Origin of the sequence: Okeania hirsuta, from assembly GCF_003838195.1 — a bacterium.
Classification (GTDB): Bacteria; Cyanobacteriota; Cyanobacteriia; order Cyanobacteriales; family Microcoleaceae; genus Okeania; species Okeania hirsuta.
In genome coordinates this window covers 1-25,114 of the sequence record NZ_RCBY01000112.1, presented here as the reverse complement: position 1 = coordinate 25,114, position 25,114 = coordinate 1, and the positions used below count along the sequence as shown (strand labels likewise).

The 25,114-nt window shown below is 37.6% G+C and carries 23 protein-coding genes; 13 read left to right on the top strand and 10 right to left on the bottom strand.

The window, feature by feature from the left end; translation table 11 throughout:
* Window positions 1-36 precede the first annotated feature (36 nt).
* From D5R40_RS18390 to D5R40_RS18365, 7 genes are all read left to right on the top strand, one after another.
* Window positions 37-351 (top strand): hypothetical protein, encoded by a 315-nt coding sequence (locus D5R40_RS18390; RefSeq protein ID WP_205127667.1) that lies wholly within the window; start codon window positions 37-39, stop codon window positions 349-351.
* A gap of 283 nt (window positions 352-634) precedes the next feature.
* Entirely contained in the window at window positions 635-3,370 is a 2,736-nt protein-coding gene (locus tag D5R40_RS18385) for a valine--tRNA ligase (RefSeq protein WP_124142675.1), read from the top strand.
* 237 nt (window positions 3,371-3,607) lie between these two features.
* On the top strand, window positions 3,608-3,847 hold the full coding sequence (locus tag D5R40_RS18380) for a hypothetical protein (RefSeq protein ID WP_240041615.1): 240 nt from the start codon (window positions 3,608-3,610) through the stop codon (window positions 3,845-3,847).
* 124 nt (window positions 3,848-3,971) lie between these two features.
* On the top strand, window positions 3,972-4,196 hold the full coding sequence (locus D5R40_RS42695) for an element excision factor XisH family protein (protein ID WP_124142682.1): 225 nt from the start codon (window positions 3,972-3,974) through the stop codon (window positions 4,194-4,196).
* Complete coding sequence (locus D5R40_RS18370) at window positions 4,184-4,558, top strand: XisI protein (protein WP_124142674.1); 375 nt, start codon at window positions 4,184-4,186, stop codon at window positions 4,556-4,558. The genes D5R40_RS42695 and D5R40_RS18370 overlap by 13 nt, the downstream gene beginning before the upstream one ends.
* 98 nt (window positions 4,559-4,656) lie before the next feature.
* Window positions 4,657-4,791 (top strand): hypothetical protein, encoded by a 135-nt coding sequence (locus tag D5R40_RS41245; RefSeq protein WP_275670252.1) that lies wholly within the window; start codon window positions 4,657-4,659, stop codon window positions 4,789-4,791.
* Window positions 4,788-5,240, top strand: a complete 453-nt coding sequence (locus tag D5R40_RS18365) for a Uma2 family endonuclease (protein WP_124142673.1) — start codon at window positions 4,788-4,790, stop codon at window positions 5,238-5,240. Before D5R40_RS41245 ends, D5R40_RS18365 begins: the two co-directional genes overlap by 4 nt.
* Before the next feature lie 240 nt (window positions 5,241-5,480).
* Here D5R40_RS18365 and D5R40_RS18360 read toward each other — a convergent pair whose 3' ends face one another.
* Both D5R40_RS18360 and D5R40_RS18355 read right to left on the bottom strand, forming a co-directional pair.
* On the bottom strand, window positions 5,481-6,233 hold the full coding sequence (locus D5R40_RS18360) for a Uma2 family endonuclease (protein ID WP_124155023.1): 753 nt from the start codon (window positions 6,231-6,233) through the stop codon (window positions 5,481-5,483).
* Between the two features lie 502 nt (window positions 6,234-6,735).
* Window positions 6,736-10,947 carry a WD40 domain-containing protein gene (locus tag D5R40_RS18355; RefSeq protein ID WP_124155022.1) on the bottom strand — a complete coding sequence of 1,404 codons (4,212 nt, stop codon included), beginning with the start codon at window positions 10,945-10,947 and terminating at the stop codon, window positions 6,736-6,738.
* 995 nt (window positions 10,948-11,942) lie between these two features.
* Here D5R40_RS18355 and D5R40_RS18350 point away from each other — a divergent pair.
* Window positions 11,943-12,197, top strand: coding sequence for a hypothetical protein (locus D5R40_RS18350; protein ID WP_124142671.1), 255 nt, complete (start codon window positions 11,943-11,945; stop codon window positions 12,195-12,197).
* Window positions 12,198-12,490: 293 nt separating this feature from the next.
* On the opposite strand, the gene D5R40_RS18345 is transcribed toward D5R40_RS18350, so the two are convergent.
* Entirely contained in the window at window positions 12,491-12,883 is a 393-nt protein-coding gene (locus D5R40_RS18345) for a DUF309 domain-containing protein (RefSeq protein WP_124142670.1), read from the bottom strand.
* Window positions 12,884-12,908: 25 nt separating this feature from the next.
* Here D5R40_RS18345 and D5R40_RS18340 point away from each other — a divergent pair, with 25 nt between their 5' ends.
* Window positions 12,909-13,148, top strand: a complete 240-nt coding sequence (locus D5R40_RS18340; protein ID WP_124142669.1) for a hypothetical protein — start codon at window positions 12,909-12,911, stop codon at window positions 13,146-13,148.
* Between the two features lie 451 nt (window positions 13,149-13,599).
* Here the strand turns inward: D5R40_RS18340 and D5R40_RS18335 are convergent, their stop codons facing one another.
* Window positions 13,600-13,965, bottom strand: coding sequence for a ferredoxin thioredoxin reductase catalytic beta subunit (locus tag D5R40_RS18335; protein WP_124142668.1), 366 nt, complete (start codon window positions 13,963-13,965; stop codon window positions 13,600-13,602).
* A 277-nt stretch (window positions 13,966-14,242) separates the two neighbouring features.
* Window positions 14,243-15,397 carry a DUF58 domain-containing protein gene (locus tag D5R40_RS18330; protein ID WP_124142681.1) on the bottom strand — a complete coding sequence of 385 codons (1,155 nt, stop codon included), beginning with the start codon at window positions 15,395-15,397 and terminating at the stop codon, window positions 14,243-14,245.
* Window positions 15,398-16,113: 716 nt separating this feature from the next.
* Here D5R40_RS18330 and coaD point away from each other — a divergent pair.
* The 3 genes from coaD (at window position 16,114) to D5R40_RS18315 (ending at window position 17,667) form a co-directional block, all read left to right on the top strand.
* Complete coding sequence (gene coaD, locus D5R40_RS18325; protein WP_124142667.1) at window positions 16,114-16,614, top strand: pantetheine-phosphate adenylyltransferase; 501 nt, start codon at window positions 16,114-16,116, stop codon at window positions 16,612-16,614.
* Complete coding sequence (locus D5R40_RS18320; protein ID WP_124142666.1) at window positions 16,615-16,821, top strand: hypothetical protein; 207 nt, start codon at window positions 16,615-16,617, stop codon at window positions 16,819-16,821. It begins immediately after the preceding gene.
* 168 nt (window positions 16,822-16,989) lie between these two features.
* Window positions 16,990-17,667, top strand: a complete 678-nt coding sequence (locus D5R40_RS18315) for an ATP synthase subunit B family protein (protein WP_124142680.1) — start codon at window positions 16,990-16,992, stop codon at window positions 17,665-17,667.
* 1,200 nt (window positions 17,668-18,867) lie between these two features.
* Here D5R40_RS18315 and hisA read toward each other — a convergent pair.
* From hisA to D5R40_RS18295, 3 genes are all read right to left on the bottom strand, one after another.
* Window positions 18,868-19,641 carry a 1-(5-phosphoribosyl)-5-[(5-phosphoribosylamino)methylideneamino]imidazole-4-carboxamide isomerase gene (gene hisA, locus D5R40_RS18305; RefSeq protein WP_124142665.1) on the bottom strand — a complete coding sequence of 258 codons (774 nt, stop codon included), beginning with the start codon at window positions 19,639-19,641 and terminating at the stop codon, window positions 18,868-18,870.
* A gap of 35 nt (window positions 19,642-19,676) precedes the next feature.
* A complete protein-coding gene (locus D5R40_RS18300) occupies window positions 19,677-20,363 on the bottom strand; it encodes a DUF2459 domain-containing protein (protein WP_161565016.1) in 687 nt (228 codons plus the stop codon).
* 155 nt (window positions 20,364-20,518) lie between these two features.
* Window positions 20,519-21,244: a TetR/AcrR family transcriptional regulator gene (locus tag D5R40_RS18295; protein WP_240038717.1), complete on the bottom strand. Its 726-nt coding sequence runs from the start codon at window positions 21,242-21,244 to the stop codon at window positions 20,519-20,521.
* Between the two features lie 156 nt (window positions 21,245-21,400).
* On the opposite strand from D5R40_RS18295, the gene D5R40_RS18290 reads away from it, so the two are divergent.
* Window positions 21,401-21,838: a carboxymuconolactone decarboxylase family protein gene (locus tag D5R40_RS18290; RefSeq protein WP_124142663.1), complete on the top strand. Its 438-nt coding sequence runs from the start codon at window positions 21,401-21,403 to the stop codon at window positions 21,836-21,838.
* A gap of 148 nt (window positions 21,839-21,986) precedes the next feature.
* Here the strand turns inward: D5R40_RS18290 and D5R40_RS18285 are convergent, their stop codons facing one another.
* A complete protein-coding gene (locus D5R40_RS18285) occupies window positions 21,987-22,304 on the bottom strand; it encodes an STAS domain-containing protein (RefSeq protein ID WP_124142662.1) in 318 nt (105 codons plus the stop codon).
* Window positions 22,305-23,286: 982 nt separating this feature from the next.
* Window positions 23,287-24,282 carry a hypothetical protein gene (locus D5R40_RS18280; RefSeq protein WP_124146286.1) on the bottom strand — a complete coding sequence of 332 codons (996 nt, stop codon included), beginning with the start codon at window positions 24,280-24,282 and terminating at the stop codon, window positions 23,287-23,289.
* Window positions 24,283-25,114: the final 832 nt, after the last annotated feature.

Sequence of the window (25,114 nt, the reverse complement as noted above, 5' to 3'; positions counted from 1 at the left end):
AATCCTAATTTGTTTTGATTTTGGCAATTATTTGATTTGCCTCTTGAGCAGTTAAATTTTTACTTGCTCATAGGACTTTCTATTCAAGCAAAGTATTATGAGCAAGGAAAAATTATCGGTCATAAATTGCCTAAACCAGAACAAATTAGGATTGAAGATAATCCTCCTGAATACAAAAGAACCAAAAGATTTTATGTATTTGCCGAATTTTTATTACTGAAAAATAATCCTCAATATGGCTATCTCTGGAATTTGATTTTAGCTCAATTAACAGAGATTCCTGTAAGAGCAGTTTCTTCTGTTAGTCGTCAGCTATCTAAGAATAAAATGCAGAAAATTACTGATGGATAATGTTCAAAAATTAATAATTAATAATTACCTCTCCTTGAAAAGAAGAGGATTGACTAATCATGAAAATTTTTATTTATTATCCCCTTAAAAGGGGAGGCTTTAAACCAAAAATTTTCGGTAAAAATCAAAAATAAAATCAATTATCACACTAGATATATCAATTATTTCTCCCTACTCCCTACTCCCTACTCCCTACTCCCTACTCCCTCTTTTCTGGAGATGTCTTATGAATTATGGCACAATATTAAGGACAATTAAACAGTCCAAATAATTCATATTATCTATGACCAAAACCATACCAGAATTACCAAGCAAATACGACGCATTCTCAACTGAGGCGAAATGGCAGAAATATTGGGAAGAAAACAACACTTTCAAAGCTGACCCCAACCATCCAGGCAACCCCTATTGCATTGTCATCCCCCCTCCTAACGTTACAGGGCGCCTCCATGCAGGTCATGCTTTTAACAACTCCCTCATTGACGCTCTCATTCGTTACCATCGGATGCGCGGTGACAACGCTCTCTATCTCCCCGGTACGGACCACGCGAGTATTGCCGTGCAAACTATTCTGGAACGGAAACTGAAAGAAGAAGGCAAAACCCGCTATGATATTGGGCGAGAAAAATTTCTGGAACGCGCTTGGGAATGGAAAGCTGAGTCTGGCGGTACTATTGTTAACCAACTACGTCGTTTAGGAGTTTCTACAGACTGGACTCGCGAACGTTTTACCCTGGATGAAGGTTTATCAAAAGCTGTCATTGAAGCATTCATGCGTCTCTACGAAGAAGGTCTCATTTATCGCGGTAACTACCTGGTCAACTGGTGTCCTGCGAGTCAGTCTGCTGTTTCTGACTTGGAAGTTGAAAATAAGGAAGTTAATGGCAACCTCTGGCATTTTCGTTACCCTCTTACTGATGGCAGTGGTTATGTGGAAGTTGCTACTACTCGTCCGGAAACAATGTTGGGAGATACTGGTGTCGCGGTTAACCCCAATGACGACCGCTACAAAAATCTCATTGGCAAAACTCTTACCCTACCAATAATGGAACGGGAAATACCTATTATTGCGGATGAGTTGGTTGACCTTGAATTTGGTACTGGTTGTGTCAAAGTTACTCCCGCTCACGACCCCAATGATTTTGAAATGGGTAAACGTCACGACCTACCATTCATTAATATTATGAATAAGGATGGCAGTTTGAATGAAAACGCGGGACCGTTTGTTGGGCAAGACCGTTTTGAGGCGCGGAAAAATGTTGTGAAACGGTTAGAGTCAGAGGGTGTTTTGGTCAAGGTAGAGGAGTATAGTCATAGCGTTCCTTATAGCGATCGTGGCAAGGTACCAGTCGAACCTCTACTCTCAACTCAGTGGTTTGTCAAAATTAAACCGTTGTCTGAGAAAGCGCTGGAATTATTGGATAAGCACAACCAACCGAAATTTGTTCCCGAACGTTGGACGAAGGTTTATCGCGACTGGTTGGTGAAAATTAAAGACTGGTGTATTTCCCGGCAACTTTGGTGGGGTCATCAAATTCCAGCTTGGTATGCTGTGAGTGAAACTAATGGAAAAATTGCCGATAATACTCCTTTTGTTATTGCTCGCTCGGAAACGGAAGCGTTGGAGCAAGCAAAAGCAAAATTTGGTGCTGATGTCAAAATTGAACAAGACCCAGATGTGCTTGATACTTGGTTTTCATCTGGTTTATGGCCATTTTCAACATTGGGTTGGCCTGAAAACACTCCCGACTTAGCAAAATATTATCCGACCAGCACTCTTTCTACTGGTTTTGATATCATCTTTTTCTGGGTTGCTAGAATGGCAATGATGGGAACTCATTTTACTGGCAAAATGCCGTTTGAAACGGTTTATATTCACGGTTTAATGTTAGATGAAAAGGGCAAAAAACAATCTAAATCTGCTGGTAATGGTATTGACCCTTTATTGTTAGTTGAAAAGTATGGAACTGATGCTTTACGTTATACTTTGATGCGAGAAACTGCCGGAGCAGGGCAAGATGTGAGAATGGATTATAATCGGGAAACTGATGAGTCTGCATCGGTGGAAGCTTCTCGAAATTTTACTAATAAAATTTGGAATGCTGCTCGATTTGTGATGATGAAATTAGAGGGTAAATATCCTCAAGAATTAGGGGAACCGGAGCAGGAGAAATTAGAGTTAGTTGACCGTTGGATTTTGTCTCGTTTCTATCAAGTTGTACAGCAAACTTGTGATTATTTAGATAATTATGGTTTGGGGGAAGCTGCGAAGGGTCTTTATGAATTTATTTGGGGAGATTTTTGTGATTGGTATCTGGAATTAGTTAAATCTCGCCTTCAGGGTGAGGATGAGATTTCTAAGTTAGTAGCACAACAAACATTGGCTTATGTTTTGGATGGAATTTTAAGATTATTACATCCTTTTATGCCTCATATTACTGAGGAAATTTGGCATACTTTGAATCAAGTTGGTGAGGAAGATTGTTTGGCTTTACAGTCTTATCCGAAGTTGGATAAATCTTTAATTAATTCGGATTTGGAAGCCGAATTTGAATTATTAATTGGGGTAATTCGGACTATCCGAAATTTACGGTCTGAGGTTGATATTAAACCAAAGGTAAAAATCACAGCAATTTTGCAGAGTGAGAATGAAAAAGAACGGAAAATTTTGAGTAAAGGTGAGGTTTATATTCAAGATTTAGCTAAGGTCGAAAAGTTGAATATTACTCCTAGTGTTGATGCGGAAGTTGGTCAAACTATTGCAGGTGTTTTTGGTACTGTGCAGACTTTAATTCCATTATCAGGAGTAGTAGATATTGAAGCTTTATCTGCTAGGTTAGAGAAGAAATTAGGAAAGTTAGAAAAAGAGATTTTGTCTACTTCTAAACGATTGAGTAAACCAGAATTTGTTAAGAAAGCTGATGCTAAATTTGTAGAGGAAACAAAGAATAATTTAGCCGAGGCAGAAAAACAGGCAGAAATATTACGCGATCGCCTGAAGCAGTTAAAGTCAAATTAGGCTTATTTGGTTGGGTTTAGTTATTATCTATCCCAACCTTTAATTTTGAATTTTAAAAATAACAAAAGGAAAGAAATTGCCAGCAAGAGATATTTATCATTCAGTTGTTAAACAATTGGATTTTCTATAAACTGAATAAATTGTTTCCCTAAATCTGTTGTTATACTTTTTTGGGAGTTATATTTAACATCTGAGATAATTTTGTCAATATTTTTAGTATGTTTGACAGTTCTAAAATTGTTTTCATACTTACGACTATCAGGAGTAGTAGATATTGAAGCTTTATCTGCTCGGTTAGAGAAGAAATTAGGAAAGTTAGAAAAAGAGATTTTGTCTACTTCTAAACGATTGAGTAAACCAGAATTTGTTAAGAAAGCTGATGCTAAATTTGTAGAGGAAACAAAGAATAATTTAGCCGAGGCAGAAAAACAGGCAGAAATATTACGCGATCGCCTGGTTAAGTTAAAGTCAAATTAAGTTTATTTGGTTGGGTTTAGTTGTTGCTAACCCAACCTTTTATTTTCACAATAAAGAAAACAAAATACTTATCAGTATAAAGATATTTATATAATCATATTTTGAGTTTTTTTGAACTAGAAAGATAGTTAAGGCAGATTTAGAACAAGCTTTAGGACAATATATTCTATATAATGATATATCGAGACTTACCGAACCAGAAAGAGAGTTATATCTGGCTCTTCCATTAACTGCTTTTACAGACCTTTTTGAAGGAGAAAAATATGGTCAAATACTATTGGATAATCACCGATTAAAACTAATTATTTTTAATTTACAAACAGAGGATATTGTCAGATGGATACCATAGAAAACTATCGTCAAATAATTAAACAACTATTGACAGAATATGCTGAAATACCAACTACTGAAAGTGGGATAGAAAATCAAACAATTTTTGACTCAGAAAATGATAGATATATGTTAATTTCTTTAGGTTGGTCTCAAGAAAAGCGAATTCATTACTGTATAATTCATATTGATATTATCGCAGGTAAAATTTGGATTCAAGCCAATAATACTGACTGTTTAATAGCAGAAGAATTAGTTGCTGCTGGAATTCCTGCAAAATCAATTGTTTTAGGAATGCAGCCTCCAGAAGTCAGACCTTATACAGCTTATGGAGTAGGAACAGAAGATAGCGATCGCCTACTTCAGTTAAAGTCAAATTAGGCATATCTGTAGGGGCGAATGGTATTCGCCCTCCCTATTTTTCTTTGCAACTCCATCCAGACTTATCCGTAATTTCATTCTGTAAAATTTCCTCAAAATTGGTAGCTAAATCTGGAGAAGCTGAAAACAGACCAATCAAACCATCTGCTTCTGAATTTATATTTTTAGAAGTAGATTCTAAGTTAGAATCTTGTTGGAAATTGCCAGATTTTATGGAGAAATTATTAATATGATTCCTGAAGAACCAATTCATCGTTTTATCAATCATAGAGCAGTTAAATACTTACGTTATATTTTAGGAAATCTGGCAGAAGTAATGGAAGCACATCCTGTTACTTTAGTTGACTCTGAACCAGAACCTGATATTGCCATTGTTCGTTCTCCCGATACATTATATTTAGACCGTCATCCTTATAGCGAAGATATTTACTGCATTATTGAGATTGCTGATAGTACATTGCAAAAAGATTTAGGAACTAAAAAGAAATTATATGCAAATTCAGGAATAGAAGAATATTGGGTAATTGATGTTGCTAAAAAAAATTTAAAAGTATTTCGTAATTTGATGAATAATGAATATCAAATTGAACAAAACTATCAAGATGGAGTTATTTTTTTCATTGCATTTCCTTCAGTAGAAATTTCAGTCCAAAAAATAATTGGAATTGATGAAAGGGATTAAGTGGGGTGTGTGACGGTATCCTTACCATTAATATTTTTTTTGATTAATTGATGTTGGATAATAATTGTATTTACAGGACTTACGCAAATTAACGTTTAAAACGCCATATGTAGGGGCAAATGGCATTCGCCCTCAGTAGATTTAGTGTCCGTGCATAAGTCGTGATTTAATTAATTTAAGACAAGTGATCGCTCTTTAACAACAACTGCTGCTGGTAGAGCGATCGCCTCTACCGTACTTCTAATTCAACTGGTCTGGATCGATACCCAACTCCCGCAAACGCGCCGCTAAATTTTCAGCTCTTTGTTCCGCTTGCTGCCGCTGAACTTCCGCCTCCAGTCGCCCTTGTCGCTCTTGCTGTAGCTCAAATTCGGCTTCCTGTCGCGCTTCTTCGGAAGTTAAATATCGGTTTCCTTGTTCGTCATACCAATACAACCATTCTCTGGTAACTCCTTGAAATGTTCCTACTTCTGTACCAATACCCAGACCTATTTCTGGCATCCACATGGGGTTGTCTTCTTGTAGTTCATATTTCCCTTCTCCATTGAGACGGTATAGAGTTAATTTGGGTTTGCGTACCCGTAGGGGAGCGTAAATTACATAGTACAACACTCCGTATTGAGCATATTTCCTTTTTTTATGCTTATATTCACCTCCTGGAGTTTTCGATACTACTTCTAATGCAAAGGAAGGAATTACCCCATTTTCTTCCCAGGTGACATAACTCAAGCGCAAGTTTTCATGTTTAACGCGCTCCACTCCCAGACATAAAAAACCATCTGGTGCAATAGCTTTTTCGTCGGGAGAATAATACCACCCCATATCAATACCAAAAAACCAATCGTTACGGTTTGCCCAAATGTAGGCCAGAATAGATTTTAATAAGTGAGCAATTAAGTCTTGTACTTCGCTATCCACTGGTTTACCGTCTTGATATGGTAATTCTTCCATGGTGGGAAGACGCTTTTGGGTTTGAGAATCTGATGTTAGCATTGTATTGTTTGTTTGTTTTCATTAATTGATGCTTGAAATGGCTTGTATTTCAGTAGTTTAGCATAAGCGATCACTTTTCGATAACAACACAATAAGTTGATATCTGTATGGAGTAGAACACTTTGTAGGTTGGGTTGAGGAACGAAACCCAACAATAATTTTGTATACCCAACAATAAGTTTGTATACCCAACAATGAAGTTTGTATACCCAACAATGAAGTTTGTATACCCAACAATGAAGTTTGTATACCCAACAATGAAGTTTGTATACCCAACAATGAAGTTTGTATCTGTTGGGTTGCGCTACCGCTTAACCCAACCTACTACGGTATTATAAGTGATTAGTTGAGGAACGAAACCCAACAATAAGTTTGTGTACTCAACAATGAAGTTTGTATCTGTTGGGTTGCGCTACCGCTTAACCCAACCTACGGTATTAATTTAATGTTCTACTTCTAGAAGTCCCCCAATTTTGGGGGATTTAGGGGGCTGCGCACAGCGCTATAGTTCTACTGCTCCTAATGCCGTCAGACTTGCTTTTTGGATCTCGCTTAATCCTTTGACTCCCCTAATGTTGGCGTTTTCATAAGGTCTGGGTACTCTCAGGGTTTTGATGCACTCTCCTGTTTTGACGTTCCACAGCTTAATTGTTTCGTCGGCGCTAGCACTGGCAACAATTTGACCGTTGGGGTGGAATGCTACTGCTAATACCCAACTCTGATGTCCGCTAAAGGTGGCATAGGGTTCGTGGGTGTTGACATCCCACAAGCGAACGGTGTTGTTGTCTCCTCCACTTGCTAATAGTTGACCGTCTGGACTGAAGGCAACTGAATAGTCCCAGACTGGTTGCCCTTCAAAAATGGCGATACATTTCTGAGTGCTAATATTCCACAGGCGCACGGTTTCGTCATAGCTGCTAGTTGCTAATAGTTTCCCATCGGGACTGAAGGCAACTGAGTCTACACACCTTGCATGGCCTTGGAAACTCATTAAGTTTCCATCCATAGTAATATCCCACAACTGAACAGTATAATTGATTCCAGAAACAACTATTTTGTTACCATCAGGACTAAAGACAACCGCAAAGACTTTTGATGTATAGTGCTTAGGTACAGTTTTAAAGTTTTGTTTAGTCTTGATGTCCCAAAATCTGACAAAGCGATCGTCTCCTGCGCTGACTAATAAGCTATTGTCAGGACTAAAAGCAACAGCATAAACTAAGCTTGTATGTCCGCGCAAAGTTGCTAAAGATTCACTGCTATTAATTTTCCATAATTTAACTGTCCAATCAAAACTTCCACTAGCTAGAGTTTGACCATCAGAACTAAAAGCAACTGACTGGACGCGCTCCTGATGTTCCCGCAAGGCTGTCATCATCTCTCCTGTTTCTACATTCCAAAGTCTCACATTATGATCGTCACTCCCACTAGCTAAAGTTTTGCCATCGGGACTAAAAGCGATCGAGCGAATCCAATTATCCCAACCTGCTAAAGTTACTTGGAGTTTAATATCATTTATATTATCAAGATTCCATATTTTTACCTTTTTATCATTACCACTACTGACTAAAGTCTTGCCATCTGGACTAAAAGCTACTGCTTCTACCCAAGAAGTATGTCCTAGCAAAGTTTTCAGTATTTGCGGGTGATTGGTATCGCTAATATCCCATAATTTGACAAAGCTATCACCACTCGCGCTAGCAAGCATTTTTCCATCTGGGGAAAAAGCCAGCCGTGTGACTTCATTCTCATGTCCGGGTATAGCAACTGGGTCAGGAATGCGATTAATATTTGCAATATCCCAAAGTTTGATAGTAAAGTCAGCACTACCGCTTGCCAATACTTTACCATCAGGACTAAAAGCAACACAACGAACTGAATCTTCATGCCCTGATAAAGTAGCTAAATACTCACCATTAGCAACATTCCACAGCCTAATCTTTTTGTCTTTACCACCAGTTGCTAAAATTTCTCCACTAGGACTAAAAGTAATTCTACTGAACCAATTTGGGTATCCTTGTAAAGTCGCCAGACATTTGCCATTGCTTACATTCCATAATTGTGTTTTACGGTCTGTGCTAACATTAGCTAAGGTTTTGAGATTAGGACTCAAAGCAATAGTTTTTGCAAAATTCGGGTATATAGATAGACTTCTCAAACATTTATTACTTGTCAAATGCCAAAATTTCACTGTTTTATCCATACTAGCACTAACAAGAATTTGACCGTCAGCAGCAAATTTTATAGCTGTGACTGTATGTGTGTGACCTTCCCAAGTCCTGAGTTTTTTACCATTGGCAACTCGCCACAAATTAATTTTGCCAGACTCATCACCTGTTGCTAAAAGTTTACTATCGCGAGTAAACGCTAAAGACTTGACTGTATTCATACATTCCCTAAAAATACAATCAGCCAAATTTGCCTCAGCAAAATTAACACCCTGCAAACTAGCACCAGAAAAGTCAGCTCCCAAAATAATAGACCGACTGAGATGACAACCCTCCAAACCAAACTTATCAGTCATCACCAACAAAGTCGCCGCATTTCCTCCAACATAACCAACCTCTGCCGCAGTTTTTCCCCTAGTCCCCTCCACAACTTCCCGCAACCTACCACAAACATTCTGCTTTTCCTCCTTCCCTTCCCCTAGCCGCAACATCGGCAATAACAAATCCAAAACCGCCTTTGTCAACGGCATTTTTCCCAAAGTCGAACGTAAATTTTCCAGACATTCCCGAGAAAAATTGTTCAGAGGAGGAATAGAAATAACCCCTCCCTTAGCATCCACCTCCCGACGGAAATATTCAGACCAAGTACAATTTTCACCCATTGCCTCCAAATTAACATGAGACTGCATCCGCGCCACCTCCACAAAATCATCAACCAATACCCCCAGCTCCGCAGCAAACTTATAAGCAACAAAAAATTCCAACATGGAACGATGAGCAGGAGAATAGTCGCCATACTCATTTCTAATCAATATTGTCTGACCCATCATGTCATAATGCCAATGATCTAAATCTTTTTGTTCCTGCACCCTTGACTCAAACAAACGCCGAATGCGGTCGGGAAATTCCCGATAATTCAGACTCATCTGGTCATTAGATAACATTTCCCAGGAAAGTTCGCAGAGAAAATAAAGTTTATCTGCAAGAGAAGTAAAAGTCCGCTCTTCCTTAATATCCCCTTGCATTTTATGTGTAACCGCATACAAATATATCCGCGCCAAGTCGATCGCTTTCCCTTTCTCTATTTCTGGCAACGCTGCCAAAATTAACTCACTCATCACCGGGCGTCGCGCTAAGTCTAAAAGTTGGGAATTATTCATCACCTTTTCTACCGTAGAAGGTTCGGTATTGAAAGAAAGTACCTGACGAATTTGCTCATCGTTAAATTTTTTCAATTCCAAAACTTCAAATTGTGGCGGTTCCCCAGTCAGGTTAGCAACAGAAGCTTGTAACTCAGCATTCAAAAGAGCGCGACCTTCCTGTGCTTCGGGAAAATGTTCAGTGCGACAAGTGAGAATAACCTTCGCCCCCGGTACCACCGTTTGAGCTAACTCCCAAAAATTATTAATCATCTTTTGTCGGTCTACCCTCGCTGCCATCTCGTCAAAACCATCAAAAATTACCAACAATTTACCCATACGGTTCAGTAATTCAAAAGCAGAATAACCGGGTAGAGGAATTTCATGTTGTCGGAAAAAGAACTCCGAAAATAGAGACTCCATATTAACCGCCTTAGCATAGTCGCGCAGCAAAATAATTATCGGCAAACGCGGGCGTTCCACACCTCGTTTTTTAGCATCCAAATATTTTTGTAACTGCTGCCAAGCATAGTGAAAAACAAACCAAGTCTTGCCAGTACCAAATTCCCCCAAAACCGAGAGATGCTTTTTCACGGGGTCATCGAGCCATTTATCAATGTAACCATCTATCCAACCGTCTGCTTCCTCGTAGTCACTCACCCCTATTTTTTGTTTTGTATCAGGGTCAACTTCCTCCTTCCGACAAGCAAGAGGTACATATTTTTTATCAATACCCCGCTGTTTCACTTGTTTTTCCAGCCATTGAAAATAACGTTCAAAGTCAGCTTCCTGGTCTAAAAGTTCGTCAAAAGTGTAGCAGAACAGATTTTGATTTTCCTCCTTTTCAACCCCATGGCGAGCAGCTTTACTAATACGACGCACAGCTACCAACCAACCCTCATCAGTTTTTTCCTTTGCCACCGACTGACGCAAAGCATTGAGGTCGCAAGTTGCCACCTCCCCTTCCACACCTCTGACCAGAATGCGGTCATACCCCCGACGCGTCTTAACCTTAATTATCCATTCAAAAAATCTTTTACCGTGAATTTTATCTACAACGTTGTAGTTTTCTGCAAATTGATAACCCAGAATTTTAAACCATTCCTTCATCTGTTCGGGTAGGGGAAATTTTAAGCGATCGCTATGTTTTTGGAACTCTGTTTCTACAACTCCACGAAAATTTTTGCAGGTAATTTTTTGCCCGAATAAATCTCCCAATATTTTCCATAAATTAGCTGCTTCCTGTCGAATATATCCCTCAGCAAAATTAGTTTTTATCGCAATTTCTCCATATTTTTCATTCTCCCAAGCCAGACAAAAAATATTCTTTTGTAAATCGCTCAAACTTTTTCCTTTCTGATTAAGATATTGATTATTGACAAAATCAAAAGCTGGTTCTGGATTCATAATATTTTGAAAATAGTTTCTTAATTTGTAAGCATTCAGCCGTCAGCTATCAGCCATCAGCTATTGTTTTTAATTTTAGATAAAAGCCTTACTAATTGAGTCAGAATTTATACTTACTATAAAGGCTGACTGAAACAGTCTATATCCATTAAAATCCTCTTTTTTTTGCTGTTTGCGCAGCATTCCGCAGGAAAAGCTGACTGCTAATAGCTGAATTATTACCTGAATTTTCCAACTATTGTTCATTATAAATTATGGAAAAATCAAATGTCGCCTTTCTCGCAAACTTCTAACTTTTTCTAACTTTTTCAAAAGAATTGAAGGAAGAAGGAAGAAGGGAGAAGGGAGAAGGAAAAAATTTACGTTGTCTGAGTTTTATAGCAGTTTTCACAAGGCGTGAGGTACACCAATGATCCCCCTAAATCCCCCTTTTTAAGGTATGCTTTATAAACATCTTTCTTAACATAAAACTTGACAAAGATAGTCAGTTATGCTTAAGTCTTGAGTCAGCTTTTTTCTCAGAAATAGTGTATTGAATTAGACATTTTTTTGATAAATCCACCCCAAGATTCTGACTCCCCCCTCTTCCCCCTCCTCCGCCTCTTCCCCCTCTCCCCACCCTCCTATAAGGGTTTCAGGAGTTCCTTATCAGGGATAGCTTTTTAAGGGGGACTTCCGATTTCCCACCTTATCAAGGAGGGTTAGGGGGGATCTCCACTTACACTTACTGAGAAATCCTATATAAGCTTTTGATTTATCCTCACCTTTCCTTCAACTGCCATATCGCAAAAAATAACTTTATTTCAGAACATTTTCTAACCATTGAATAGCAGGAAAAAGCTACATTATAAATATCAAGCGAAGCGATTTTTATTTATGAAAACAAATAAATTTTTCTATTAGTATTTAGCTAAATATTACAGCTTATTCGGTAAAAAATATCGGCTTCAGCACAACTCAATTTTAACGAAAATTCCTAGTCAAGAAAAACAAAAATGACAAATTCTAACAACTCTCGCACCAAAATTACTATGCCAATAAACCCAAAAAAAGGAGTAGAAATAGCATTAACTACAACTCGAACAATCATTCTTGGTTTAACCACAACTTTTGCCTTAACTATTTGTCAACCCACAATTATTATTAATATTTGTTGGCGTTGTACCTTAGATTCTGACAATAATAGTATTCCGAGAAATCAAGTAGGAAGAATTATCAAGCAAATAGATTACACTAATGATAAATTATAGCAACCGCCAGGTTTGTTAGGAAAATTAGTGCGACCATCTTGCTCACCTCATAAATCATCATAATTATCCGATGTTCTAACTATAGTGACGACTGCTGTAGTATTGAAGAACAAAGATAGAATAGGGGAAAAAGGTAGAAAAATGGGTAGTCCTGCATAGTAATGGTATACAAGGTACAAGGTACAATGCTTGGCACTGTTAGGGTGCGTTACGCTACCGCTAACACACCCTACTGGACTGACTTTTCTCTTCTCCCTGTTGCCTTTTGCCTGTTGCCTGTTGCCTGTTGCCTGCTATAGTTTGACAACTTTTGGGTATTTTGTATTATCAGAAGAGCGCACAAAATCAGCAATATTTTCAGGACCAGACTCTTGTAAATTTTTCAATAATTCGGCACTTTCTGTCAGTAACTTATCGACATCAATCTCAAAATAACTAGGTAAATAATAATTCAATTTCCTAATACCTTCCCCCAACAACATAACAGCACCACGCCAATTTTCATTACCCGCATGATAAAGTCCAACTGCTATTTGTAAAACCCCTTGATAAAAAGTACGTTCCGGTTCTCCAGCTTCCATCCATAAAGCCTCCAGAGTATCATGGCATTTATAGAATTCTTGTTGATTAAACTCAGCTATTCCTTGCCAAAACTCTTGGGGAATTTTTTCTTGTTCAGAAGTCATTATTTTTATAGTAATTTCATTTGAGTTGCGAAAAAAAACCTGGTCGCTAAAAAACCTGGTCGCTTTTAGGCAACAGGCAACAGGCAACAGGCAACAGGCAACAGGCAACAGGTCAGAAGGTTTGCCAGACTTTTTACTGTTAGTAAATAACCAACTCTTGTTTGACATCTCATTTGAAAACGCTATAACTAAGTTGAGGAAGGAAGAAGGAAGAGGGACTGAACTGGAAAAAATTGTCCGGCAAAGTTTGTTACGAGAACAGTGAGAGCATCTTGCTCCCGTGCCTGGTATTCCTTTTTGCTGTATACCATTAGTAGTAGTAGACTGTTTCATCTTAAATTTTGCAATAGATGTAGGTTGGGTTTCGTCCCTCAACTCAACCTACATTTTTAGGCGTGTCGGTTCAGTAGGGTGTGTTAGCAAAGAGTAACGCACCTGAGATACCTTAAATGTTGCATTATAAAAAATAGGCAAAACCTTGCAATAACAAGAATTATGCGAAAAAAGCTAATGCCAAAAATTAGCTGTGTCACTCCAGTAGGGTGCATTAGTATAGCAGAAGGAATAAGAAAAAATATTGTTAAAATCATGTATTTTCAGTAGAAGGAAAAAGGAAAAAAATATCTCTGTTTATCTCAACAAAACTCATCAGAAAAAGCTCTACCTTGGCAAAAATTTCGACTAAACTTTATTCCTGATTCCTTCTAGTTTTCAACCTACATAGTTGCTCTAGTAGCTTCTAAAACTTCTTGAGTAATTGTTTGCTCTTCCCCAGCAAAGTCATTATCTGGAGTTAAAAACAACATACAATGACATTCTTTACGCTCTCGCATCGGTACACAAGGACAATTCCAATATGTAGCTTTTACTTCTGCTTCTTTATCTTCATAATGACGACATGGACATAAAGGAGCGCCCAATTCATCCTTATGTTTAGCCAACCCTTCAATTACCACTGCCGTAACGGAAGGATCTACACAAAAATAAGTATTTGTATTCTTGGCATACTTTTCAGAAAAACTTTTCATCGCTTTCAACGATTTTTCACTGGATAGTTTTTTATTTTCTGTTGTTGGGTTCATAATATACGTTTGTTATGTTGTTGATATTAGATATTTGTCTCAATCTTACAGCACAAAGTCATTTTCGGGGGAAAATATGGTGAAAAATTCTAAATGTTTCAGATTTTTACCCACTTATAATAAAAAGTGACATTTGTCAATACAAACAATTCAATAAACCATAAACTCGTTTCAAAGTCTGCTTAAAAGTTATACTATTTCTGAATAGTAATGTCATGTTTGATTACCATCTCTCATCTCCCCATCTCTCATCTCCCCTACTCCCCATCTTCTTCCTTCAAACTTGAGACTGAAGTTGAAACTCTAAAGGCTGAGTAGAACTAATTTCTAAACCAGAAGAATGCGAAATCTTTCCTGCTTCTGTTCCAGGAGAAATAGACTCATCTAACCATAATAACCACCTACTTCCAGAAGGCAGAGAAGATAAACTAACTGGGTCTTGAGTCAACCAGAGCAAAGACTTATTTGGTGGTTTTCCTAACACAACCTCCTCCCCAAACTTAACTCCAGCCAAAGTTTGCAACACCACCCTATTTCCATGCACCAACCCAGTAGCAGCAGTCCAAAGCTGGACATTTTTCAGAGAGCGGTTAGCATAGAAATACAAAGAAGCTGCTGCTATTACCGCTGCTTCAAAATTATCTGTTTGCCAATTAGCAGCACTATCAAGACAAATGATAACTTCTTCTCCTCCCTTAGATACCTCTAATTCTCGAACCCGCAACTCTCCATAACGAGCGCTACTCCGCCAATGGATCAAACGACTAGGGTCGCCAAACCGATATGGTCGTAATGTCCGAGTTAAGCCTTCCGAAGCCATTAGATAACGACTATCCTCGTTTAGTTGACGGCTATTTTCTTGACCAAGTTCATCTATTATCGGACAATTACTCAGGGGTAAAACTGTAGGATACACAATAGCAGTAGCTTTAGCATTCCGACTACGGCGACACCAAAATAGACCTAGAGGTGCTGCACTTCTCAGTTGAAGATGATGCCAACGATATATTCCTCTTCTTTTGGTAGGTAAATGGTAAGTCCAATGGTAAACTTCTTTCCCAGGAATGACTTCTATTGCTTGTTGAGGTGATTTTCCTAGCACCAAAGGAATTTCATCCTTGAGTTGCACTAATGCTATTGGTTGATTAGTAGAATTTTCAATTGTGAGGGCGATAGTTAAATAGTCGTTCACCGTTACAGGTTGAATTAGATGGCGACGTACTTGTATTTGACGTAGCGATCGCCCTGGCAAAACAGCACCCATTCCTAATAATGCAAAACTCATCCCACTAATTACATATAACCATCCTGCCATTGTATTAGTGGCGGCACCAAAGAAGAATATTGATAACATTCCGAGTAACCCACCTGCATAGCTTGGTGTTACCCAGTTAGTTTCTAACCAGTCAGAAATTTTGTAGTAAATTTTCATAGAAGAATAATTAGACAAATTTTTAAAGTTGTAATTCGAGGAACATTTTTATCATGATCTTGATCTAGTTACGGATAAAAAAATATAGCAATGTGCGCTGGCATATTTACAAATTACAGGAACTTTCCAATAGCTAAAAATCTTAATATTATCAGCAATTTATTCCTCCTGTTGCCTGTGCACAGCGCTATAACTATAGCATTAAAGATTTTTATAGATTAATTTACTACTAATTATTCAAGATAAAATATTAATATTTGTTTGATTAATTTACATCCTAGTTTTTAGCATGAATTATCGACTTTATTGTCGTTTTTTTTTGCTGCTTCAATTGATTTTTATCTTAATCTCAAAAAAAGCAGAAAATAATTTAAATAATACCAAAAACTAAAAGATTATTTGAAAGTACAATTATCTTTATTGTCTGGCAGTTATTACCAAAATAAATCAAACTAAAACCGAAATATATTTTTATCGATCAAAAATCTTGGTAGTTCTGTATAGTAATGGTGAATGGTGGCTATAACCCTCACTATGCTGTTACTGAAAAAATCACAATGCACCACTAGCAAATCCCAAATATCATCTAATTCAAAAAATACTGATTACTTTCCTGATATAATATTACCTCAAAAAAACAGACAAATAATATCTTGGAAATATTTCTAATAACCTTGCTAAAATATTTGAATAACTATTCTTAATATAGCTATATTGTGATTGCAATCTATCCAGGCAGTTTTGACCCTATTACCCTCGGTCACATAGATATTATTGAACGAGGGTGTAAGCTTTTTGAAAAGGTTATTGTGGCCGTACTGCAAAATCCTAGTAAGACTCCTTTGTTTGCCATTGAGAAACGTTTAAATCAAATTCACTATTCCACACAACACCTATCTAATGTGGAGGTAGCCAGTTTCGATGGTTTAGCGGTAAACTATGCAAAAATGCGACAGGCTAAAGTCCTGATGCGAGGTCTACGAGTTCTTTCTGATTTTGAAAAAGAACTTCAAATGGCCCATACAAATAAAACCTTATTATCTGAAATAGAGACAGTTTTTTTGGCCACCTCTAATGAATATAGCTTTTTAAGTAGTAGTGTAGTTAAAGAAATTGCCATTTTTGGTGGATCGGTAGATCATCTCGTTCCTCAGCACATTGCTATTGATATTTATAAATGTTACGACAAAATTCAGCCAATATTAAATCAGCAGTAAGTGGACAAAATATCAAGGCAACTCACCAGTAACTCCCCTGGAACCTATATCCAGCAAGAATTAAATCGGCTCAAGGAAATTATTCTCCATAGTCCTAAAATTTCCTTTGTAGGATTTGCCCTGGTGGATGAAGAACAACTACTCGATCAGCTAAATATAGTGCATCTGAATTTAGAAGGACACTGGATTGTCTCCCATAAAGATTAAATCCTGATTGAACTAAAAGTAAATGAACAAAATATCGAGAATAAACCTACCATTGCCTCCCTTGGATTCGATATCCAGCAGGAACTAAATCTATTGGAAGAGATTATTCTTGATCGTCCTAGAATTCCCTTTATGGGACGAACTTTAATAAATAAAGAACAGTTGATAATGTTAGGACAAAACTCAGCTAAAGCCAATATTGAACCAGAAGTAAGTGGACAAAATATCGAGGGTGAACCCGCTAGTAGCTCCCCTGGAGTTGATATCCAGCGAGAGCTAAATCGGCTGGAGGAGATTATTCTCGATAGTCCCAGAATTCCTTTTGTAGGCCGTACTCTGATCGATGAAGAACAGTTACTAGATCAGTTAGATATAGTACGTCTGAATTTACCAGTTGCTTTTCAGGAAGCAGAAATGATTGTTCGCCATAAAGATGACATTCTTCAAGAAGCTGAACTTTATGCGGAAGAAATTATTGAAAATGCTGAACAACAAGCTTCCCAAATTTTAAATGAAATGGGTCTTGTGCAACAGGCTAAGGTAGAAGCAGATCAGCTCAGAAATCAGGTTCAGGTTGATTGTGAAGCGATTCAACAAGCTACTATTGCTGAAATTGAACAAATTCGCTATCAAGCTCAACAAGAGTTGGAGGAAATGAAAGCTAAAGCAATCGCAGAGTGTGATGAAATTCAAAATGGTGCAGATGACTATGCCGATCATGTTCTGGATAGTATTGAACAGCAGTTAACTGATATGCTCAAAGTCATTCGCAATGGTCGTCAACAATTAGAAGGAGAAGGACATAGAAATATACCAAAGCCACTAAATCCTACTAATGATCTATAGGGACAATGAATTAGTCATGGTTTTATCCAAGTTCTTAAATATGTTCTGAATGTGGGCATCAACAGAAAATGCCGTTACATTTGAGAACCCATAGAACCCATTTGACATCTTTTAGTGTTTTGAAGTACATTTGCTACCAAAGCTCGATCCACGAATCATGCTGTACTCCGGCAGCCCAGGGCAAACGCATCTTATTTTGCCGTTCCCTATATGTAGTGTTTATTTGATTTTATAGACACTATATGTTGAAAGTCTATTGTCAACAAGCGCAATAAAACCCGGTTTATTGATAATTACCCCTAGTTTATTGACGAGATGCGTTTGCCCTGTCCGGCAGCCTAACATGGGTGATTGAAAGGTCAAATTCTTGAATTACCGAAAAATTGGGTGTTAAAGCCTTGCCGTTTTAAGGCCACTTTATTTTATACTGGTAATAACTGGCAAAGGTATTCAACTGCTCTAAAAACCTAGCTACTAATCGTAGCACACGATTCGCCTTAAAAACTGAGGTCAAACCCCGCGTCGCCGTTAGGCGCAAGGGAATGCTGACCAACAGAAGATTTATGGGGTTTTGCACAGGAATGTTTGTGCATGGAAAAGCTTTAAGCACCAAGTACAAGAGAACCAAAATTTTTAAGGTTTTAACTGTACCGTAGGGCATAGGTCCACAGGCTATTGATAGCGTTCGGCCAGCATTCCGATAGGAAAGCTTCTCTGTTTGCGTTTGCGTAGCATCCCGTAGGGAAGCATTCCGTAGGAAAAGAGGCAATAGAGCAAACGCTTGGGGAGAAAACCATCTCTGGCTTAGGTATCGCAAGGTATCAATTTAAGTGGATTCGGTGTTGGCTTAGTCTTGCGGAACGCAAACCAATAATCCTGGTTTCAGGAGAATCTCGGTGTCTTTAGGCTGGAGAGTATGTCAAAAGATGTAAAATCCTCGTCAAAAACTTTGAGAGGAATCTAACTAATGCGACTGCCAAGATTAATCTTTGCTTTACTCGGTTGATGATTTAAGAGCCTTGCAGCCTTTTCTTAGATGTCAAATGGGTTCTATAGCAAGGAACAAGTTGGTGTTTGACTTATGCTGATGATGAACCTAATAAGGGGAAATATTTTTCCCAAAGATGAGCTGTTCCCTGCTATATTTCCTATTCTATATCGGTCTAAATTGGATCTATATGTAATTAAACAGATTTGATATTAAGCAAAAGCAGAATATCCTAAATTTGGAGGAATATCTTGCCAACGTCCTTGACCTACGGCTTGATTTGCTTCCGTAAGACTAATATCACCAGTGTACAAAGCACGACCAACAATTGCACCTTCTACCCCCATGGGTTCTAATGCTAACAGACTTAACAAATCAGTAATTGAACTAATACCGCCAGAAGCGATGGTAGGAATATCGATTGCAGTAGCTAATTCCCTTAAGGACTCTATGTTAGGCCCTTTGAGAGTGCCATCTCGGTGAATATCAGTGTAGACGATCGCTGCAACTTTTAGTTTAGCCATTTGCCGAGCGAGGTCAGTTGCTAATACCTCAGATGTTTCTAACCATCCTTTAGTAGCGACTTTACCATCTCTGGCATCAATACCTACAATAATTTGACCAGGAAATTCTTGACAGAGGTTAGATATTAACTGAGGTCGTTCGACCGCTACAGTACCGACAATAGCTTGTTTTACACCAAGAGCAAGCACACTTGCAACTGCAGAATAGTTACGTAAACCTCCCCCTAATTGTATTGGTACATCTACTGCTTTGATAATCGCTTCTATTGTCTTTTGATTTACGGGTTGACCTACTTTTGCACCGTCTAAGTCTACCAAATGTAGCTTTGTTGCTCCTTCATCTACCCACCTTTTTGCCACATCAACTGGGTTATCATTAAAAACTTTCTTTCGCTGATAATCTCCTTGATATAATCGTACACAACGTCCATCTAATATATCGATTGCGGGTATAATATTCATAGACAATATTTTTTGTATTCAAAACTACTATTTTTTCAACAGTTGCACCCACTGTTAATATGATACATAATTGAACTAGACAATCCTGACCATAGAGGAGTTTTGACTCCTGCTAATTTCATACCTTCTGCAGTCCAATCATTACAAGCTCTTAAAATTGAATAACTATTTTTTCCTGCATAAAAACCGCCTCCATAATTACTATCTACGAGCAGGTTGATTTTATTACCTTGGGTATCTAACTGGAAGGAATTATTGATAAATTCCATCAGCCTACGGTAATTAGTTTGAGTAATTATAGCACACTTAATTTCATATTGTTGAGGAATATTTCTATAGGCTAATACCCTTATAGCAGAGGGTGTTGGCAGGAACATGGCCTTAAAAATTGTCATAATTGGCAATGATGTCCCAGTATAAGTTTCGAGAAAATAAGCTCGATCGCCAAGGCCAAAAGCTAGATAATTTATGGAAACTGATGGATTAGCTATTAATTTTAAGTTGAAATGTTGCTGCAAATTCCAATTTTTAGTTCTGACTGGAACTAGAATATCTGTATGGATACCAGTATTATAAATATAGATAGATATGCCTTTGTTTAATAAAGTCATATCGCAAGAATTATCATACCAATTTCTCGGAGTAAAATAACCAATAATTAAGCAAATTTTTATAGATAAAATAGTACTTAATACCAATCTAACAATTCTATTTTTTAACATAAAAACTGGTGATTTATTCATTGAGGATCGTCAATATATATGTCTATGTTGACGATATTATATTCAGAATAGATGCCAAATTCTTAAAAATAAATTCTAGACGTAAAAATAAACCAATTAAATTACTATAGAAAAATTTAACTTTTTTTTGTATTTTAAACTTTACCAGAGTTTTCTGAATATAAAAGCACGCCACCTAGAACTAAATTGATGGCTTCTTGAGTTTGTTTTTCAATCATTTCCTGACTCAAAAGTTGTCGATCTGGCTTGAGATAACTGAGATTTTCCTGAGCATCAAAATAAAAAACACAAATCCCTAGAATATTAATAGTTGTCAAAAATGGATCGACCTGCCGGAAACTTCCTTCTGCTATTCCCCGCTCCAAAATATCCATTAAAAATACAAAGCTATCTTGCCAAGCAGTTAATTTTCCGTATTTACCCTGATTTTGAATTGCTTCATGGAACCACAGTCTCCCTCTATAGGGATGAGATGCTTTGTAGGTGATCGCTGAATGTATTACCATTTTCAAAGCTACTTCTGCTGGCAACTGCTCCAGGTGCGACTGCTGAATCATTTGATTAAGTTCTCTGACCAAGCGTTGAAAAACCTCCTGATACAAAGCATCCTTACTTTTGAAATAATAGTAAATCATGGCTTTTGTTACTCCTGTACGAGCTGCGATCGCATCTATCTTTGCCCCAGCTAAACCATATTTCGCAAATTCCTCCTCTGCTGCATCTAAAATTTCTGCTTTTGTTGCTTCTCGATCGCGCAACCTTTCTTTCTTCTTAGGCGATGGTTTTTTCTTGCCTTGATGCTTCACAACTGTTATAAATAGACTCCCAAAAAATTTACTGCCTTGATATGAAAAGGCCAAGCTTTACACTAATTACTATGGCCATATTTTGGCCTTAATCCTTAGCTAATTAATATTAGCATTTGCTTCGTTAACTCTTGACAAACAACATTTAAAAGCTTTCTTTAGTTACTAACTAAATATTTAGTTAGTAAAAAAAAAGAAGAGGAGCGACAGATGGCACATATAGATATACCATTAGGCTTTCCCGGCATTGCGGGTTTAATGAAATATCGACCGGATACAGGTAAACTGTTGTTAGAATTGAGTGAAACCTTGTTGAGAGGAGACTCACCCCTATCAGTTGAGGAGCGGGAACTAATAGGTGCTTATGTATCCCGCCGAAATGAATGTAACTTTTGCACGGGTGTTCATGGTACAGTTGCAAAACAACTACTCAAACACAATAGTAATTTCGTTGATGCAGTTTATGACAACGTTGAGAATACAGATATTACCGACAAACTTAAAGCGCTACTGAAAATAGCAGCAAAAGTACAGCTTGGTGGTAAACAAGTTTCTGAAGATGATATTCAACAGGCAAAAAACGTAGGTGCAACAGATAGAGAAATTCACGACACAGTAATTAATTGCAGCAGCTTTTTGTATGTTTAATCGCTATGTAGATGGTTTAACAACTACATTTTTTGCTGATGTCCACAGTGACAACATAACAGTATATGATCCTTCCTTTCTTTTGAGTTGTGAGTTCTAAATCATCAAATAACGTACTTGTCCAGATTGATAATATGAGAACAAAAAGTTAGTTTACTAACTGAGTATAGTTAACATTTTTCACATTCTGCTTAATATTAAATTTTCTGTCTAGTCCAGTAAGTTCTAGATAATATTTAACTGTATCGTTCAAATTTATTAGATATAAGTTACAATTATTTTTCTTAGCAATACGATGTAATGTGACCAAAGTCACTAATCCATAATTATTAATGGAATGGATAGTGGCAAGGTCTACTAAACAGCAATGTTCTGAGCTATTAGATAGAATTTGTTTCAACTTCTGTTGTAGCAGAGAACTCTTTTTTTTATTAAAGTCACCTAAAAGACGAATTAAGAGTGCCATGACTTTTCCTACCTTGCTAATTTTAAATACAAGGTAATTATCTAATATTGTGATGTAGGTAGTAAGTGATTCCCATAAGTATAACTTAGTGATAACATGAAGCTTAGTTAGTGATACTTCTGTTGACTAACTAATGATATAGATCACAATTGATATTAAGCCGGAACAAGAAAATTCCAATGGCTAATATAATCACTAAAATAGGTGCTATACTAAGGAAAAGGCAACAGTGGGAAAAACATTTCTCTGTCTAAGGTTCATGATCGGTCTATATCCTAACTAACTCTTTGGCCTGCTATAGATAGCTCACAAGAGCAAATCAGACAGTGGTTTTAGCATTAACATTTCAGAAAATGGCAAAAAATTAAATTTTTAAGTAAACAAATGAAAATAAATAGGGAACAGTAGGAGAGTTTCGACTTAGTTAACAATTTGCGCAATTTATTGACATAATACGCTAGTTCTCACAGGCAAGTAGTAACGAGGGTGACGCTTTGTATCTTCTGCACTAATCCCTGCTATTCGCATTTCTGGGGTGTCTATCTATATAGACGTAGACCTATCCTGAAATCTCGCTCCCTACGCTAAAACGGCGTAGTAAGGGTTTGAGGACTTTTTTAGTTATGTTAATTGACAAAGACTTAAATGTAAGTATAGAGTGTAGAGATGGGGTTGGCTTGACCGTTAATGCCTGTGGATGAGTAACCGCCGACGGCCTCAGTAGAAGCAGGAAGTAAACATCAATTTGTTACGTTATGTGACGCTTTGTATCAGTTTTATGAAGCAGTTTCTGACATGATAAAAATCATCAGACATAACAAAAAGAATGCGATCGCATTCTTTTCCTAATCTCTAGTGCAGGATGGCAGAAATAACTAACCAGTTACAAAATCCTAAAAGCCTTATCAATCAATATTTTTGACTTTTGACTTTTGAATGCATGACTTCCGCGTAGCGGCACTAGCTATTCTATGAAAAAGGTCTAATTAGCAGCTCGAGCTGCTTTTTGGTTTGCTACATCTAGATAATTTTGATACTCGAGAACTTTTGTTTGTGCTGTTTGGTAGTTTGGATTAGACTCTGGCACTTCTTTCATCAGATCGACAGCTTTTTGCCAGTCATTAGCTACCGCATTCCATTCAGATTTTGTTTGAGCAGTCTGGGCTTTTTGAGCAGCACTTTGGGCACTTGTGACAGCAAAATACCAAGGGTCTGAAACAGTGGTTCCGGAATCATTTGTTTTTGGAGATGGTGAAGTTTCAGTATCTTCAGAAGATGTTTGTGGTTGAGATGAGTCAGGGTCATTAGTTTCAGTGTTTTCTGATTTTGACTCACTTAGGAAGGGTAAGGGAAATATTCCACCAAAGTGCAATGCAGCAAGAGTAGCTAGTGAGACTAACAAAAATAGTAGCAATATTCTCAGAATGAGAGGAGTTTTCTTTTTTTGAGCTTGAGGTTGCTGTGATATTTCCTCTTGATTTTCTTCATACTCAGTTTCTTCATACTCAGTTTCTTCATACTCAGTTTCTTCGTCGTATTCTCCCTCCTGGTAATAATCTTCGTCTGTTTCAGTTTCGTAGTCAGCTTCAACTTCTTTTTGATCTAAGTGATCTATAGGTTGCTGAATATCTTCTAAGTCCGATCTTTCTTCTTCAAAGTCAGGTAGATCCGATGTTGGTGGGGTATCTAAAATAATTTTATCTTCCCAGACTGGTTGTTGAACGCCAGTCTGAATACCATACACTTTGACTGTGTGGATTGATTCAACTCCCAATTTAACGATTCCAGTTCTAATAAATTCAACAAGAGGAGCTTGTTGATTAGCAACTTGATCGGACTCGAGTGTAACTTCAAGACAATCATTGTCCCTAGTTACTTGGACGTTAATACCTTTTTTTTGTAGTGAGTGGTTAATAATTGAGGAGATAATTTTTGGATCTCCTTGTTTAGCAAGTTCCCGCAGATTATTTGATGCCATAAATAGCGCTCCTTTGGGCTGGAGGGCGAATAGTTGATTTACTTAAAATTATTTAATTATTATAGTGAATTACTAAAACCAAAACTTTTTGGCTCTGAACTTCTTGATTTACCGAAAACCTGGGTATAAAGCCTCCCCCTTTTAGGGGGACTTTGTGCTATGCTTAAGAAAGCGGAAGGTATTCAACCGCTCTAAAAACTTAACTACTAATTGTAGCGCACTAGCACCTTGAAAATTGCTGTCAGACCCCGCGTCGCCCTCAGGTGCAAGGGAATGCTGACCAAGAGAAGAGTTATGGGGTTTTCCATAGGAACGCTTATGCATGGAAAAGCTCTAAGCAACAAGTACAAGAGAACCAAAGTTTTTTTTGAGGTTTGAACTGTACCGTAGGGCATACGGGAACAGACTCTTGGAATAGAGTAAGCGCTTGGGAAGAGAACCATCTCTGGATTAGATTCCCCAAGGTATTTGATTTAAGTAGACTCGTTGTTGGCGTAGCCTTGCGGAACGCAAACCAAGAATTCTGGTTTCAGGAGAATCTCCGCACCTTTAGAGGTTGTTTGTAAAGAATTATGAAGTGTTTTTACCCCTGGCAAATTGGGTATTTCAGCCTATAAATCTGGGATAAATAACCGAGTTGTTAAAGTTTAAAGGTCAATCATTGTATATTACAAAACTTTACAAACAGTCTCTTAGATCGGAGAGTATATCAAAGAGTACTGCCTCCACTAAGTTAACTTAATTTTGGGTCTGACGTTCTCTCTAAAGATTTATCATTTTCTTTGTGGGTTTAATACCCCACCGTCAACGGGGGTGTTCACGCATTACTTGG